Below are 16,845 nucleotides of genomic sequence, written 5' to 3'. Positions count from 1 at the left end.
CGATGAAACCAAATCCCTGCGAGCATGGCCCAACCCATTAACGGGGAGGACACCATGAGCCGTGCTTTCGTCAACGAAGACAACGCCGCCGCGCAAGCCGATCAGCCAGTCGAACGGCAGGTCAGCGCGCAGCCCAATTACGTCACGCAACAAGGTCTGCAACAGTTGCAGGCGAAAGTCGCCGAGCTGCAAGCCTTGCACGCCGAGCAAACGGCAAAAGGTGAACAGGCCGACAAACAACGTCAGGCCGATCTCGAACGGGATTTGCGTTATTTCAATCAGCGCCTCGGCAGCGCACAAGTCGCCGTCGCCGCGACGTCTACAGACAAAGTGCAAATCGGCAGTTGGGTGACCTACGCCGACGAACACGACACCGAACGCCGCGTGCAACTGGTCGGTGAGGATCAGGCCGACGCAGCCAAAGGCCTGATCAACTGGGGCTCCCCGCTGGGCCGGGCCCTGCTTGGCACCCGGCTCAACGACGAGGTGCTATGGCAGCGCCCCGCCGGCGATCAAATGATTGAAGTGATTCGCATCGAGCCGGATCAGACCACTCCCTGAGCAAGCATCGCGTCGGCGACTTTGACGAAGCCTGCGATGTTCGCGCCTTTGACGTAGTTGATCCGCCCGTTCTCTTCGCCGTAATGCACACAGGCGTGGTGGATCGACTGCATGATCGCGTGCAACTTGCTGTCCACCTCGCCCGCCGTCCACAACAGGCGCATGGCGTTCTGCGACATTTCCAGACCGCTGACGGCCACGCCGCCCGCATTGGATGCCTTGCCCGGCGCGAACAGAATCCCCGCCTCGATGAAGATATCCACAGCCTCCAGAGTGGTCGGCATGTTCGCGCCTTCGGCCACACACACGCAGCCGTTGCGCAGCAGCACGCGGGCGGATTCGGCGTCGAGTTCGTTTTGCGTGGCGCACGGTAGCGCTATGTCGCAGGCCAGCGACCAAGGCAACTGACCGGCGCGGAACTCCAGGTTGTAGGCTGCCGCCAATTCGCTGATCCGTCCGCGCTTGACGTTTTTCAGTTCCAGCAGCGCCAGCCACTGCTCTTCGCTCAACCCGGCTTCGCAATACAACGTGCCTTCGGAGTCGGACAGGGAAATCACCTTGCCGCCCAGATCCATGACCTTGCGCGCGGCGTATTGCGCAACGTTGCCGGAACCGGAGATCGCCACGCGTTTGCCTTCAACGGTCTGCTGGCGGCGCTTGAGCATCTCTTCAGCGAAATACACGCAGCCAAAACCGGTGGCTTCCGGGCGAATCAGGCTGCCGCCGTACGTCATGCCCTTACCGGTCAGCACGCTGGTGAACTGGTTGCTCAGGCGCTTGTACTGACCGAACAGGAAACCGATCTCCCGCGCACCGACGCCGATGTCGCCGGCCGGCACGTCAACATCAGCACCGATATGGCGATACAGCTCGCTCATGAACGCCTGGCAGAACCGCATGACTTCGGCGTCGCTCTTGCCCTTCGGATCGAAGTCCGAGCCGCCCTTGCCGCCGCCCATTGGCAACGAGGTGAGCGAGTTTTTGAAGGTCTGCTCGAAGGCGAGAAACTTCAGCACGCCCATGTTCACCGATGGGTGGAAACGCAAGCCACCCTTGTACGGTCCGATGGCGCTGTTCATCTGGATACGGAAACCGCGATTGACCTGGACCTTGCCCTGATCGTCGACCCACGACACGCGAAACACCACCGCGCGCTCCGGCTCACAGATGCGCTCCAGAATCCCCGAGGTGAGGTAACGCGGATTGGCCTCAAGAAACGGCCACAGACTGCGCAGGACTTCTTCGACAGCCTGGTGGAATTCGGGTTGATCCGGGTCGCGTTGTTTCAGGCGTGCGAGGAAGGATTCGACGGATTCGATCATGGAAAAAGTCTCGGCAAATTTATTATCGTTGGAAGAAATTGAGCCGGACTGTAGCAAACGAAATGCGCACAGGAACAGCGCAAGATGTCGCAGTTATGAAATTAAATGGTGCACAGGATATAAATCAGAAGCCTTTTCAGGGATTTTTTGCACCTCAATGACGATTACCAACCTCGATAATGCACCAACAGTTACACCCCAATCGCTGGCAAGCCAGCTCCCACAGTTTCAGCAGTGCTCACCCATTCCGGGCACATCACAAATCCTGTGGGAGCTGGCTTGCCAGCGATGAATCCACCTCGGTACCCCCGAAAAAATCAAAGCAAAAAAAACGGAGCCCGAAGGCTCCGCTTTTTCATGCAACCAACCCGAATCAGGCCAGTTTTTTGTGGCGTACCCGGTGTGGCTGGGCCGCTGCTTCGCCGAGGCGCTTTTTGCGGTCGGCTTCGTACTCGGTGTAGTTACCTTCGAAGAAGATCGCTTGCGAGTCGTCTTCGTACGCCAGGATGTGGGTCGCGACGCGGTCAAGGAACCACCGATCGTGAGAGATCACAATCGCGGCGCCCGGGAAGTCCAGCAGAGCCTCTTCCAGCGAACGCAGGGTTTCAACGTCGAGGTCGTTGGACGGTTCGTCGAGCAGCAGGACGTTGCCGCCCTCTTTCAGAGTCAGCGCCAAGTGCAGGCGACCACGCTCACCACCGGACAGGTCCTTGACGAACTTCTGCTGATCGCCACCCTTGAAGTTGAAGCGACCGACGTAGGTACGCGACGGGATCTCGTAGTTGCCGATGCGGATCTGGTCAGAACCGTCGGAGATCTGCTGGAACACGGTTTTGCTGCCATCGAGGTCTTCGCGGCTCTGGTCGACGCACGCGAGTTGCACGGTTTCGCCGACTTCGATGCTGCCCGAATCCGGTGTTTCCTTGCCCATCAGCATGCGGAACAGGGTCGATTTACCGGCACCGTTACCGCCGATTACGCCGACAATGGCGCCTTTCGGCATCGAGAACGACAGGTTGTCGATCAACACGCGATCGCCGTAGCCCTTGGAAACGTTCTTGAATTCGATGACCTTGTCGCCCAGACGCGGGCCGGCCGGGATGTAGATCTCGTTGGTTTCCGAACGCTTCTGGAATTCCTGCGATTGCATTTCTTCAAAGCGTTGCAGACGAGCCTTGGATTTCGACTGGCGGGCCTTGGCGCCTTTGCGCACCCACTCCAGTTCTTCTTTCATGGCTTTTTCGTGAGCCGACTGCTGCTTGGATTCGGCAGCCAGACGATCGGACTTGGCTTCAAGCCAACCCGAATAGTTGCCTTCGTAAGGAATGCCCGCGCCGCGGTCGAGTTCCAGAATCCAGCCAGCAACGTTGTCCAGGAAGTAACGGTCGTGCGTGATCGCAACCACGGTACCCGGGAAGTCGTGCAGGAAGTGCTCCAGCCACGCCACGGAGTCAGCGTCCAGGTGGTTGGTAGGTTCGTCGAGCAGCAGCATGTCCGGAGCGGACAGCAGCAGACGGCACAGGGCCACACGACGTTTTTCACCACCGGAGAGAAATTCGACCTTGGCGTCCCAGGCCGGCAGACGCAGCGCGTCGGCGGCGACTTCCAGTTGACGGTCCAGGTTATGGCCGTCGCTGGCTTGCAGGATCGCTTCGAGCTTGGCCTGTTCGGCAGCCAGTTTGTCGAAGTCGGCATCTTCTTCAGCGTAAGCCGCGTAGACCTCGTCCAGGCGTGCCTGGGCGTTCTTGATCACGCTGACCGCTTCCTCGACCACTTCACGCACGGTCTTGGTCGGATCAAGTTGCGGCTCTTGCGGCAGATAACCGATATTCAGGTCCGGCATCGGACGGGCTTCGCCTTCAAACTCGGTGTCGACGCCTGCCATGATTTTCAGCAGCGTGGACTTACCCGAACCGTTGAGGCCGAGCACGCCGATCTTGGCGCCGGGGAAGAAGGACAGCGAAATGTTTTTGAGGATTTCCCGCTTCGGCGGAACAACTTTGCCCAGCCGATGCATGGTGAAGACGTATTGAGCCATGGAGAACCTTGGGTCAGTGACAGATGAATGATTGGAGCGCAGGCGATGCCCGGCCAGACCGATGCGCGTCGTTCACTTGATAGTCATCAATGCGTGCGCGCAGAAAAAGTCTGATTGTAGGAGCTGGAACGCTCCCGCGTAACCGGCAAAGCTACCTTAATGATAGAAGGCAGTCCACCCGTTAGGGGGCTGGCACTTCGCCACAACTCAAGGCATGCTAGCCGCCCTTCGGGCGTCCGGCTTATAGTGCATGTCGCGCCAGTCCAGCCAGACCGCAGGATTACAGCTTGTCCAATGTCACTCCGCCAGCCTCTGTGAGCAGCACCCAACCGGCGCCAGGCTCACCCCTGCGCGGAACATTAAAGGGTGCGCTGGCGACACTCGTGCTTTTGCTGTTGGCATTGCTGTTCTGGCAATTGCTCGACCAATTGCGCGAAACCCAGAAAAACCAGCGCCAGTACACCATCGATTACACCGCCGACCTCGCCTCGCAGGTTAGCCTGAACATGGCGCTGAACGCGCAAATCGCGCTCAATCTGCTACCGATCGTCGAACAGCCGCAGTCAGCCGACGAACAGCAGGCATTGCTGCGCAAGCTCCAGCAATCGTTGCCCGGTCTGCGCAGCATGGCGCTGCTCAGTCCCTCCGGCAGAATCATCAGTGACAGCGCAGCGGACAGTTCCGACGCCGACTACCTGACTGAACTGGTGCGCCGAAGCCGCTCGCAAGCGCATTATTTCAGCAACGCGGACGACGGCTCTCTGGTGCATTTGCTGCTGCATCAGGCCAGCGGCAACACGCGCGGCTACTGGGTCTTGCGCCTGGCGCCGATCTTCTTCGACTCGCTGACCAAACAAAGTGAAACCGGCCTGCGTCCACTGTGGCTGGTGGAAAACCGCCTCAACCATCAGATCATCAGCCGCGATGAGGCACCGTCGTCGGCCAGGCCCGGCGTGCTGAGCCCGGATGATCTGGCCAACACCGTGCTCACTGTGCCGCTGAGCAGCAGCGACTGGCAGTTGCGCGGCCTGTTCGACCGTCGACGTGTGCTTGAAGAGTTGCTGCCGGCGTTCATCGGCAAATGCTTGCTGGGCCTGGCCTTCTCGATGCTGCCGGTGATTGCGCTGCTGAACATGCGCCGCCGTCAGCGCCAACTGCATGAGGGTCGTCGCCGGTATCAGGACATTTTCGAGGGCACCGGCGTGGCCCTCTGCGTGCTCGACCTGTCCGGTCTCAAGCAATTTTTCGACAAGGTGCAGATCCAGACCAGCGACCAGCTCAAGGCCTGGCTCGATCAGCCGCAACAGCGCCAGCAATTGCTCCAGGAACTGCGCGTCACCGAGGTCAATCAGGTGGCGCTGCAACTGCTCAACGTCAATTCCTGTGACGACGCCTGGCAACTGTTGATCGACGGCCATCCGCACCGTCACTGCGCGATCGGCCATCAGATTCTGGACGCCGTGCTGCAGCAGCAAAAGCAGCTGGAACTGGAAATCAAACTGCCCGACATCAATGGTCGTGACCAGCATCTGTGGATGGTGCTGCGCCTGCCGACCGAGCAGCATGACTACAAAGCCGTAATCCTCAGCATCAACGACATCACTAGCCGCAAACTGATCGAACTGTCGCTGCTGGAGCGCGAAGGTTTCTGGTCCGACGTGGTGCGTACCGTGCCGGATCACCTGTACGTGCAGGACGTGATCAGCCAGCGGATGATTTTCAGCAACCACCACCTCGGCCAGACGCTCGGTTACAACCGCAGCGAACTGCATCAGATGGGCGAGTATTTCTGGGAAATCCTGCTGCACCCCGAAGATGCCGACTATTACCACCGCTCGCGCCAGATGCAGCGCCACGCCGGTTACAGCCAGTTGCTGCAATGTCAGTTGCGCTTCCGCCATCGCGACGGCGAATGGCGGCGCTTCGATATCCGTGAACAGGCACTGGCCCGCGACAAGCACGATCAGGTCACGCGGATCATCGGCGTGGCCAAGGACATCACCGAGCAGATCGAGGCCAGCGAATCCCTGCGCGACAGCGAGCAGCGCTATCGCATGCTCGCCGAAAGCATCAGCGACGTGATCTTCTCCACCGACAGCAAGCTGTCGCTGAACTATGTCAGCCCCTCGGTGCAAGCGGTGCTGGGTTATGACGTCGAGTGGATTTTTCAGAACGGCTGGCAATCGACCATCGCCAACCCGCAGCAACTGAATGGGATCCACGCCCTGATGGATCGGGTCAGCAAGGCTTTGGACAAACCCGAGCAACTGGCGCTGTTGCGCAACCAAGTCCAGACCCAGCTGTTCCTGTTCGACTGCCTGCGCGCCGACGGCCGCAAGATCCCGATCGAGTTGCGCCTGGTGCTGGTGTGGGACGAACACGGTGCGTTCGAAGGCGTGCTTGGCGTAGGACGCGACATCAGCCAGCAGCGCCGCGCCGAAAAAGACCTGCGCATGGCCGCCACGGTTTTCGAACATTCGACTTCGGCTATCCTGATCACCGATCCGGCCGGTTACATCGTCCAGGCCAACGAAGCCTTCAGCCGGGTCAGCGGTTACGCGGTGGCCGAAGTCCTCGACCAGTTGCCGAACATGCTCACCGTCGACGAACAACAGGACGCACACCTGCGTTACGTGCTCAAGCAATTGCATCAGCACAGCACGTGGGAAGGCGAGGTCTGGCTCAAGCGCCGAAACGGCGAGCATTACCCGGCGTGGGTCGGCATCACCGCGGTGCTCGATGACGAGGGTGATCTGGCCAGTTACGTGTGCTTCTTCAGTGACATTAGCGAGCGCAAGGCGAGCGAACAGCGGATTCACCGTCTCGCCTACTACGACGCCCTGACCCATCTGCCGAACCGCACGCTGTTCCAGGATCGTCTGCACACCGCGCTGCAATCGGCCGAGCGGCAGAAGTCGTGGGTGGTGCTGATGTTCCTCGACCTCGACCGTTTCAAACCGATCAACGACTCCCTCGGCCACGCGGCCGGCGACCGCATGCTGAAAGACATGGCCACACGTCTGCTGGCCTGCGTCGACGATGACGACACCGTGGCGCGCATGGGCGGCGATGAATTCACCTTGCTGCTGCAACATCGTTCCAGCCGCGAACTGGCGCTGAACCGGGCGATTCATGTCGCCGAGCAGATTCTCGCCAGTCTGGTGCGGCCGTTCGTGCTCGAAGGTCGTGAGTTCTTTGTCACTGCAAGTATCGGCATCGCCCTCAGCCCGCAGGACGGCAACGAACTGAGCCAGTTGATGAAGAACGCCGACACCGCGATGTACCACGCCAAGGAGCGTGGAAAAAACAACTTCCAGTTCTATCAGGCCGACATGAACGCCAGTGCACTGGAGCGTCTGGAGCTGGAAAGCGACCTGCGCCATGCCTTGGAACAAGACGAATTTGTCCTGTATTACCAACCGCAATTCAGCGGCGACGGCAAACGGCTGACCGGTGCCGAAGCCCTGCTGCGCTGGCGTCATCCGCGTCGCGGACTGGTGCCGCCGGGAGATTTCATTCCGGTGCTGGAAGAGCTCGGGCTGGTGGTCGATGTCGGCGACTGGGTGATCAGCGAGGCGTGCCGTCAGCTCAAGACCTGGCACCAGAACCGTGTGCGCGTGCCGAAGGTGTCGGTGAACATCTCGGCGCGGCAGTTCTCCGACGGCCAGCTCGGTACGCGGATCGCCACGATCCTGCGCGAAACCGGTCTGCCACCGGCCTGTCTGGAGCTGGAACTGACCGAAAGCATCCTGATGCGTGAGGTCAGCGAAGCGATGCAGATCCTCGCCGGCCTGAAGAATCTCGGCCTGAGCATCGCGGTCGATGACTTCGGCACCGGTTATTCATCGCTGAACTACCTCAAGCAGTTCCCGATCGACGTGCTGAAAATCGACCGTACCTTCGTCGATGGCCTGCCGTCCGGCGAGCAAGACGCGCAGATCGCCCGGGCGATCATCGCCATGGCTCACAGCCTAAATCTGGCGGTGATTGCCGAGGGCGTGGAAACCCACGAACAACTGGACTTCCTGCGTGAGCATGGCTGCGATGAGGTTCAGGGGTATCTGTTCGGGCGACCAATGCCGGCGGGACGGTTTGAGGCGCAGTTCAGCAATGATGCGCTCTTCATGTTTGATTGATGGAGCTGACAGCTCCGATCAATCAAACATGAAGAAAGCTGCAAGCTTCAAGCAGCGAGCGACAAGCAAGAGCAAATCGGCTTTTACTTGCAGCTTTTGGCTTGCAGCTTGAAGCCCGCTTATCCACAACCTGATTGTGTTTCATAGCCCTTCTAAAAGCGGTTGGGTTAGAATGCCCCCCTTTTCTGCCCCCGATCCTTGAGGACCGCCATGTTCAGCCGTGATTTGACTATTGCCAAGTACGACGCCGATCTCTTTGCCGCCATGGAGCAAGAAGCCGTGCGCCAGGAAGAGCACATCGAGCTGATCGCTTCGGAAAACTACACCAGCCCAGCGGTGATGGAAGCTCAAGGCTCGGTATTGACCAACAAGTACGCCGAAGGTTATCCGGGCAAGCGCTACTACGGTGGTTGCGAGTACGTCGATATCGTTGAGCAACTGGCCATCGACCGCGCCAAAGAACTGTTCGGTGCCGACTACGCCAACGTTCAGCCGCACGCCGGCTCGCAAGCCAACAGCGCCGTTTACCTGGCCCTCCTGTCGGCCGGTGACACCATTCTGGGCATGAGCCTGGCCCACGGTGGTCACCTGACCCACGGCGCCAGCGTTTCCTCCTCCGGCAAGCTGTACAACGCGATCCAGTACGGCATCGACGCCAACGGCCTGATCGACTACGACGAAGTCGAGCGTCTGGCGGTTGAGCACAAGCCGAAAATGATCGTGGCCGGTTTCTCTGCCTACTCGCAGATCCTGGACTTCCCGCGTTTCCGCGAAATCGCTGACAAGGTTGGCGCTTACCTGTTCGTCGACATGGCTCACGTGGCCGGTCTGGTTGCCGCAGGCGTTTACCCGAACCCGGTGCCTTTCGCTGACGTCGTGACCACCACCACACACAAGACCCTGCGCGGTCCACGTGGCGGCCTGATCCTGGCTCGCGCCAACGCCGACATCGAGAAGAAGCTCAACTCCGCCGTATTCCCGGGCGCCCAGGGTGGCCCGCTGGAGCACGTGATTGCCGCCAAAGCGATCTGCTTCAAGGAAGCGCTGCAGCCTGAGTTCAAGACTTACCAGCAACAAGTGGTGAAAAACGCCCAGGCCATGGCCAGCGTGTTCATCGAGCGCGGTTTCGACGTAGTTTCCGGCGGTACTCAAAACCACCTGTTCCTGCTGTCGCTGATCAAGCAGGAAATCTCCGGTAAAGACGCCGACGCCGCTCTGGGCAAAGCGTTCATCACCGTGAACAAGAACTCCGTGCCTAACGATCCACGCTCACCGTTCGTAACTTCCGGCCTGCGCTTCGGTACTCCGGCTGTGACCACTCGTGGCTTCAAGGAAGCAGAGTGCAAAGAGCTGGCCGGCTGGATCTGCGACATCCTGGCAGATCTTTCCAATGAAGCGGTGATCGACGCCGTTCGTGAGAAAGTCAAAGCCATCTGCAAGAAACTGCCGGTATACGGCGCTTAATTGCGACGCTAAACCCGCAGCATGAAAAACCGGCCAAGTGATTGGCCGGTTTTTTTTCGCCTGAAGGAAGATCAAAAGATCGCAGCCTTCGGCAGCTCCTACATTGGGATTCGCGTTTCCGTGTAGGAGCTGCCGAAGGCTGCGATCTTTTGATCTTTGGCCACTGGTCAGACCGGTCATGCCAATTTCACTATTTTCACTTGTCATTTCAAAAAAACCGAGCCTAGACTGCACCCGCACTGGACATACCGGTAAGACCACAATAATTAAGTCCTGAATCTGATACGCCCCGCGTACGGCAGCCAGGACACCGACCAGGATTTCTCCCATGCTCAAATGGTGCTCGCGTTCAATTTTCCTCCAAGTGGTTCTCGGACTGGTGCTCGGCATCGTCTGTGGGCTGACCCTTCCGGAATACTCGGCCCAGCTCAAACCGCTCGGCGACGGCTTCATCAAACTGATCAAGATGCTCATCGGCCTGATCGTGTTCTGCGTAGTGGTCAGCGGCATCAGTGGCGCGGGCGACTTGAAGAAGGTCGGCCGGATTGGCCTCAAGTCGGTTATCTACTTTGAAGTGCTGACTACCATCGCGCTGGTGATCGGTCTGGTATTTGCCTTCAGCACCGGCATCGGCAGCGGTGCGAATATCCACCTGGAGCAATTGTCCACGGCCGACATGGGCGATCTGGCCGAGCGCGGCCAGCACATGCACACCACCACGCAGTTCCTCATGGACCTGATCCCGACATCGGTGATCGGCGCCTTTGCCGAGAACAACATTCTGCAAGTGTTGCTGTTCTCGGTACTGTTCGGCAGTGCTTTGAATCTGGTCGGCGAAGCGGCCTCCGGTATATCGCGACTGATCAACGAACTGAGCCATGTGATCTTCCGGATCATGGGCATGATCGTGCGTCTGGCGCCGATCGGCGTGTTCGGCGCCATCGCCTTCACCACCAGCAAATACGGCATCGATTCCCTGCAACATCTGGGCAGCCTGGTCGGCTTGTTCTACCTGACCTGCATCGCGTTCGTCAGCGTGATTCTGGGCCTGGTGATGCGTGCGTCCGGCCTGCGCATGTGGCCGCTGCTCAAGTACCTGCGCGAAGAACTGCTGATCGTCATGGGCACCGCGTCCTCGGATGCCGTGTTGCCACAGATCATGCGCAAACTTGAACACCTGGGCATCGGCAGCTCGACCGTCGGACTGGTGATCCCCACCGGCTATTCGTTCAACCTCGACGGCTTCTCGATCTACCTGACGCTGGCCATCGTCTTCATCGCCAACGCCACCGGCACGCCTTTGGCCATGACTGATTTGCTGACGATTCTGCTGGTGTCGCTGATTACCTCCAAAGGCGCCCACGGTATTCCCGGTTCAGCCTTGGTGATTCTCGCGGCGACGCTGACGGCAATCCCGGCGATTCCGGTGGTCGGCCTGGTGTTGGTGCTGGCGGTGGACTGGTTCATGGGCATCGGCCGCGCGCTGACCAACCTGATCGGCAATTGCGTCGCCACCGTGGCCATTGCCCGTTGGGAAAAGGACATCGATGTGCAGCGAGCCAATAAAGTACTCAGCGGTCAGCAGGGCTACACCTTTCAACCGCGTAAAACAGCAACTCCGGCGCACCAGCAGGAGTTCTGATTTCAACCCTGTGGGAGGTGCCGCAGGCGTCGATCCTTTGTTCGTCGTCTGCGGCCGCCCTCACAGGCACATGGAGCAAGACAAGTGATTACCACATCTACCGTCGTCAACTCAGTCGTAGAAAAACTCCGCGCCGCACTGGCCCGTGGTCAATGGCGCTCCGGCGACATGTTGCCGGGCCAGCGCGAACTGGCCGAACAACTGGGTATCAGCCGCCCAAGCCTGCGCGAAGCGGTGATCGTCCTGGAAACCCTTGGCCTCGTCCGCTCAATGCCCGGCAAAGGTGTGGTGGTGCTCGACGCGCAACTCAGCGACAGCCAGCGCCACGACAGCGCGGTGGCCGGCGCCAGTCTCGAAGACGTGCTGCAACTGCGCTACACCCTTGAACCGTTCATTGTCGGCCTGGTGGCGCAGTCGATCAGCAGCAAGGAAGTCGGCCAGTTGCGCCTGACGCTGATGGACATGCGCGAAGCCCTTGAAGCCGGCGACAGCGAAGCCGGAGTCAGCGCCTACGTTGCCTTCCATGAAGAGCTGTTCACGCTGACTTCAAACCCGATTTTCCAGAGTGTGGTGCAGCAGACCAGCAACGCCCTCAAGCAAAGCGCCGAAGTGCTGCGCAACTCCCCGGAACATCTGGCCGAACGGCTGGAAGAAAACGAAGCCGTGGTCCGCGCGATCCGCAGCAAAAACAGCGCCCAGGCCAGCGCTGAAATGCGCCGGCACATTCTGCGTGAGGCGCAGCGGATGGGCATCGAGATGAACATTCCGGACGACCACTTGAGCAACTGAAATATTTCACACTGGAGACCGGCCATGAACAGCCTTGCCTCGCCGTCGCACCCTCGCCAGATGTCAGCCGCCCTGCCCTTCTCCAGCCTGCGCGCGCCGGATGATGATCTGTATCCGCGACTGTTCGACGCGATTCTGGAGCAGCGCATCGACCCGAGCAGCCGCTTCACCGAAGACAGTCTCAAGCAGATGTTCGGCGCCAGCCGCGCAGATGTTCGCCGGGTGCTGACGCAGCTGTGCAACGAACACGTCATCGTATTGCGCACCAATCATCGGCCACGGGTGGCCGAGCCGGATGCGGAACAGAATCGGCAGACGTTGCATGCGCGGCGACTGGCTGAAAACACGCTGGTGCGCCTGGCGTGTCAGCGCCCACAGGCTGACGGCTTGAAACGTCTACGAGCGCTGATCGAGCGTGAACGGCAGGCTGTGGAGCAGGATCGGCGGGGCGCGGCGATTCGCTTGTCCGGGGAGTTTCATCTGCAATTGGCGCGGATGGCGGGGAATGCACCGTTGGCGCATTTTCTTGGCACTCTGGTGCCGCTGACGTCACTGGCCATTGCGCGGTGTGGCGGGACTACGCACAACTGTTGCGCGTGGCAGGAGCATTTGGCACTGGTTGAGGCGGTGGAGTCTGGGGATGCTTGCAGAGCCAGCATGCTGATGAATCAACATCTGGATCATCTGGAGGACACCCTCCTGTATTCCGTCAATGACCGCTGTGTCGTCGGCTAGATCGCCATCGCGGGCAAGCCCGCTCCCACAGTGGTCAAGATGCCGACAGCATTCATGACCGACGCTTGACCTGTGGGAGCGGGCTTGCCCGCGATAGCGTCATCACTGACGCTGAAGATCCATCAGCTCGCCACCACGTTGGCAAACCCCGCCCGAATCTTCTCTTCCGGCAAATCATCGGCAATAAACACGATCACACTCTCGCGCTTCTCACCCTCGCCCCATTCGGTGTCCCAGTCGAAACCGTAGAGTTTCAGCACGCCCTGAAACACCAACCGGCGATCTTCCCCGGCAATGTTCAGCACGCCTTTGTAACGCAGCAATTGCTTGCCATGTTCTTCCAGCAGTTCATTCATGAACTCACTGAGCTGATCGATATCCAGCGGCTGATCGGTGCGCAGTACCAGGCTTGAGATGCGATCGATCGAAGGTGCTTTGCTCACCGGGCGCAGACTCAGGCCGCCACCGAGATCGGCATTCAGGTTGAAGCCGCGCACATCCAGCAGTTCGGCCAGATCGATGTTGCCATGCTCGACCACACGGATCGGCGCACGCCGGTTGATTCGGGTCAGACGTTCGCTCAGCGCGGTGAATGTGGCTTCGTCCACCAGATCGGTCTTGCTCACCAGCAAACGGTCGGCAAAACCGATTTGCGCCTGGGCGATGGTCTGGGTCAGGTGCACGTCGGCGTGAGCCGCGTCGACCAGGGTGATGATGCCGTCGAGCAGGTAACGCTCGCGCAATTCTTCGTCGATGAAAAAGGTCTGCGCGACCGGTGCCGGATCGGCCAGACCGGTGCACTCGATGACCAGACGATCGAAGGCGATCTCGCCGCTGTCCAGACGTTCAAGCAGCAGGTACAGAGCCTTGGTCAGATCAGTGTGGATGGTGCAGCAGACGCAGCCATTGGCCAGGGTCATGACCTGCACCGGCTCGTCGCCCAGCAACTGGGTGTCGATACCGGCATCGCTGAATTCGTTCTCGATGACGGCGATTTTCAGGCCGTGCTCGGCTTTCAGGATATGGCGCAGCAACGTGGTCTTGCCGGCGCCGAGAAAACCGCTGAGCACCGTGACAGGAATGGGAGAGGACAAACGCTTTCTCCTTCACAAAATGAATGAACAACACAAAAACAAATGTGGGAGCGAGCCTGCTCGCGATAGCGGTGTGCCAGTCAAATAATTCATCGACTGATACTCCGCACTCGCGAGAAAGCTCGCTCCCACCGGGGGCTTGCTTCAACCTCAGGCTGTCAGATCAACAGCACTTCGGCCCACCCTTGCCACCGTAACGGGCTTCCTGACGTTCGCGAAAGAACATCTCGTAGCTCATCACCGGTTTGTCCGGGTGTTTGTTTTGCATGTGCTCGACGTAAGTGTCGTAGTCGGGCATGCCGACCATCAGGCGCGCGGCCTGACCGAGGTATTTACCGAGGCGACTCAGGTCATTGAACATGCTGCAATCCTCTGGTTACGCATCCGGCAGGGCCTGGAATGGCGATTCTTTATCCGTACGCTCTTTTTTGCCCCAGGCAGCGATGCCGACCTTGAGCGCATAGAACAGGATGCTGAATACCACGAACAGGAACAGCACAGTCAGCGTGGCGTTGGTGTAAGCGTTGAAGATCACGTGCTGCATCTGCTCGACGCTTTTCGCGGGAGCAAGCACCTGACCATTGGCCAGTGCATCGCTGTACTTCCTGGCCAGCGACAGGAAGCCGATCGCCGGGTTGGCGTCGAACAGCTTGATGAAGCCTGCGGTCGTGGTGCAGATCAACAGCCACGTTGCCGGCAACAGCGTGACCCAGATGTAGCGCTGACGCTTCATCTTGATCAGGACCACGGTGCCGAGCATCAGCGCGATACCGGCCAGCATCTGGTTGGAGATACCGAACAGCGGCCACAAGGTGTTGATGCCGCCCAGTGGATCGATCACGCCCTGATACAGCAACCAGCCCCACATCGCCACACAACCGGCAGTGGCGATCAGGTTGGCGGTCCAGGATTCGGTACGCTTGAGCGCCGGAACGAAGGAGCCAAGCAGATCCTGCAGCATGAAACGTCCGGCACGAGTACCGGCGTCGACTGCGGTCAGGATGAACAGCGCTTCGAACAGGATCGCGAAGTGGTACCAGAACGCCATGGTGTTTTCACCCGGCAGGACACTGTGCAGGATCTGCGCAATACCCACCGCCAGGGTCGGTGCACCGCCGGCACGGGCGAGGATGGTCGTTTCGCCAATGTCATTCGCCACGGCTTGCAGCGCCTCAGGCGTGATCGCAAAACCCCAACTGGTGACCACTTGCGCAACCGACACCACGTCACTGCCGACGACGGCCGCCGGGCTGTTCATGGCGAAGTACACGCCTGGCTCGATCACCGATGCAGCGACCATGGCCATGATCGCCACGAATGACTCCATCAGCATGCCGCCGTAACCGATGTAACGGGCGTTGGTTTCGTTATCCAGCAGCTTGGGCGTGGTGCCCGAAGAAATCAGCGCGTGGAAACCGGAGACCGCACCGCAAGCAATGGTGATGAACAGGAACGGGAACAGACCGCCCTTCCACACCGGGCCGGTGCCGTCGACGAACTGGGTCAGCGCCGGCATTTTCAGCTCGGGCATGGTCACCAGAATGCCAATCGCCAACGCGACGATGGTACCGATCTTGAGGAAAGTGGAGAGGTAGTCACGCGGCGCCAGAATCAGCCAGACCGGTAGCGAAGCAGCGACAAAACCGTAGCCGACCAGCATCCAGGTAATCTGCACACCCGTGAAGGTGAACGCCTTGGCCCACACCGGATCGGCGGCAATCTGCCCACCCAGCCAGATCGAGCCCAGCAGCAGCAACACGCCGACCACGGAGATTTCGCCGATGCGGCCCGGGCGGATGTAGCGCATGTAGATGCCCATGAACATCGCGATCGGGATGGTCGCCATCACGGTGAAAATGCCCCACGGGCTTTCGGCGAGTGCCTTCACCACGATCAGCGCCAGCACCGCAAGGATGATGATCATGATCAGGAAGCAGCCGAACAGTGCAATGGTGCCGGGAACACGGCCCATTTCTTCACGCACCATGTCACCCAGGGAACGGCCGTTGCGTCGGGTCGACATGAACAGAACCATGAAGTCCTGCACCGCGCCCGCCAGCACCACACCGGCAATCAGCCAGAGTGTGCCGGGCAGATACCCCATCTGCGCCGCCAGCACCGGGCCGACCAGAGGCCCCGCGCCAGCAATCGCCGCGAAGTGGTGACCGAAAAGAATGTGTTTGTTGGTTGGAACAAAGTCCAGACCATCGTTGTTGAGCACGGCGGGGGTGGCCCGACGCGGATCGAGTTGCATCACATGGGTTGCGATGAACAGGCTGTAGTAACGATACGCAACCAGATAAATGGCCACGGCAGCGACCACAATCCACAAGGCGTTAATGGCCTCGCCTCGGCGCAATGCCACTACGCCCAGGGCGCACGCTCCTACGATTGCCAGCACTAGCCAGGGTAAGTGGCGTAGCAGGCTATTATTGTTTTTCATTTTATTATTCCAGCCAGGGTGGACAAGAAAGACAGCCACCCCGAGTTTAGCGCTTACGACGACAAAGGCCATACCCCGACATAGGTCTAGACGCCTTGATCGTTGGCTGCACCCGGCTGGTCGGGTCTATAGTCAGCAAACCTTCGAGAGGATTGCGCCATGAGCGAGCACCCAGCAGAGCGTCGCCGATTCAAACGTATCGCGTTCGATGCCCGAACTGAATTGAGTCAGGGCGAGTACATCTGGCAGGTCAAGTTGATCGATCTCTCGCTCAAGGGGCTGTTGATCGAAAAACCCGAGCCGTGGCTGGGTGATCGGGAACGGCATTTCCTCGTGGAGATTCATCTCGATGATGAGGTCGGCATCAAGATGGATGTGCAACTGACCCACGATGACCGCGGCCAACTGGGCTTCGTCTGCAAGCACATCAGCCTGGAGTCGATCGAACGCCTGCGGCGCGTGATTGAGTTCAATCTGGGCGATCCGCAGGAGCTGGAGCGGGAGTTGGGCGCACTGATCGAAATCGGATAAAGCCTGGCCGTGTAGGAGCTGCTGCCGAAGGCTGCGATCTTTTGATCTTGCTTTTTAAAAGATCAGGATCAAAAGATCGCAGCCTTCGGC

At 59.5% G+C, this 16,845-nt stretch carries 13 protein-coding genes; 8 read left to right on the top strand and 5 right to left on the bottom strand.

Features of this window, described 5'->3' with window-relative positions; all coding sequences use genetic code 11:
• Positions 1–54 precede the first annotated feature (54 nt).
• Positions 55–561 (top strand): GreA/GreB family elongation factor, encoded by a 507-nt coding sequence (locus tag AB4P92_RS20140; protein ID WP_042561162.1) that lies wholly within the window; start codon positions 55–57, stop codon positions 559–561.
• Here the strand turns inward: AB4P92_RS20140 and gdhA are convergent.
• Positions 546–1,883, bottom strand: coding sequence for an NADP-specific glutamate dehydrogenase (gene gdhA / locus AB4P92_RS20135; RefSeq protein WP_042561163.1), 1,338 nt, complete (start codon positions 1,881–1,883; stop codon positions 546–548). The genes AB4P92_RS20140 and gdhA overlap by 16 nt on opposite strands.
• On the opposite strand from gdhA, the gene AB4P92_RS20130 reads away from it, so the two are divergent.
• Entirely contained in the window at positions 1,882–2,175 is a 294-nt protein-coding gene (locus tag AB4P92_RS20130; protein ID WP_261736610.1) for a hypothetical protein, read from the top strand. The genes gdhA and AB4P92_RS20130 overlap by 2 nt on opposite strands.
• An 81-nt stretch (positions 2,176–2,256) precedes the next feature.
• Here AB4P92_RS20130 and ettA read toward each other — a convergent pair whose 3' ends face one another.
• A complete protein-coding gene (gene ettA / locus AB4P92_RS20125; RefSeq protein ID WP_042561164.1) occupies positions 2,257–3,921 on the bottom strand; it encodes an energy-dependent translational throttle protein EttA in 1,665 nt (554 codons plus the stop codon).
• 287 nt (positions 3,922–4,208) lie between these two features.
• Between ettA and morA the strand changes: the two genes are divergently transcribed.
• From morA to AB4P92_RS20100, 5 genes are all read left to right on the top strand, one after another.
• Positions 4,209–8,057 carry a cyclic di-GMP receptor MorA gene (morA, locus tag AB4P92_RS20120; RefSeq protein ID WP_395598050.1) on the top strand — a complete coding sequence of 1,283 codons (3,849 nt, stop codon included), beginning with the start codon at positions 4,209–4,211 and terminating at the stop codon, positions 8,055–8,057.
• Positions 8,058–8,267: 210 nt separating this feature from the next.
• A complete protein-coding gene (gene glyA / locus AB4P92_RS20115; protein WP_042561166.1) occupies positions 8,268–9,521 on the top strand; it encodes a serine hydroxymethyltransferase in 1,254 nt (417 codons plus the stop codon).
• 328 nt (positions 9,522–9,849) lie between these two features.
• Complete coding sequence (locus AB4P92_RS20110) at positions 9,850–11,163, top strand: C4-dicarboxylate transporter DctA (RefSeq protein ID WP_042561167.1); 1,314 nt, start codon at positions 9,850–9,852, stop codon at positions 11,161–11,163.
• Between the two features lie 84 nt (positions 11,164–11,247).
• Positions 11,248–11,952 carry a FadR/GntR family transcriptional regulator gene (locus AB4P92_RS20105; protein ID WP_042561168.1) on the top strand — a complete coding sequence of 235 codons (705 nt, stop codon included), beginning with the start codon at positions 11,248–11,250 and terminating at the stop codon, positions 11,950–11,952.
• Between the two features lie 24 nt (positions 11,953–11,976).
• Positions 11,977–12,687 carry a GntR family transcriptional regulator gene (locus AB4P92_RS20100; RefSeq protein WP_395598049.1) on the top strand — a complete coding sequence of 237 codons (711 nt, stop codon included), beginning with the start codon at positions 11,977–11,979 and terminating at the stop codon, positions 12,685–12,687.
• A gap of 122 nt (positions 12,688–12,809) precedes the next feature.
• Here the strand turns inward: AB4P92_RS20100 and yjiA are convergent, their stop codons facing one another.
• The 3 genes from yjiA to AB4P92_RS20085 all read right to left on the bottom strand — a co-directional run bounded on the left by yjiA (position 12,810) and on the right by AB4P92_RS20085 (position 16,224).
• Entirely contained in the window at positions 12,810–13,781 is a 972-nt protein-coding gene (gene yjiA / locus AB4P92_RS20095; protein ID WP_042561170.1) for a GTPase, read from the bottom strand.
• Between the two features lie 163 nt (positions 13,782–13,944).
• A complete protein-coding gene (locus AB4P92_RS20090) occupies positions 13,945–14,142 on the bottom strand; it encodes a YbdD/YjiX family protein (protein ID WP_042561171.1) in 198 nt (65 codons plus the stop codon).
• Between the two features lie 15 nt (positions 14,143–14,157).
• Entirely contained in the window at positions 14,158–16,224 is a 2,067-nt protein-coding gene (locus AB4P92_RS20085) for a carbon starvation CstA family protein (RefSeq protein WP_042561172.1), read from the bottom strand.
• Between the two features lie 159 nt (positions 16,225–16,383).
• On the opposite strand from AB4P92_RS20085, the gene AB4P92_RS20080 reads away from it, so the two are divergent.
• Positions 16,384–16,755 carry a PilZ domain-containing protein gene (locus AB4P92_RS20080; protein ID WP_261736606.1) on the top strand — a complete coding sequence of 124 codons (372 nt, stop codon included), beginning with the start codon at positions 16,384–16,386 and terminating at the stop codon, positions 16,753–16,755.
• Positions 16,756–16,845: the final 90 nt, after the last annotated feature.

The sequence above is a fragment of the Pseudomonas sp. A0308 genome, assembly GCF_044218815.1.
Taxonomy (GTDB): Bacteria; Pseudomonadota; Gammaproteobacteria; order Pseudomonadales; family Pseudomonadaceae; genus Aquipseudomonas; species Aquipseudomonas iridis.
This window is presented reverse-complemented; position numbering and strand designations above follow the sequence as displayed.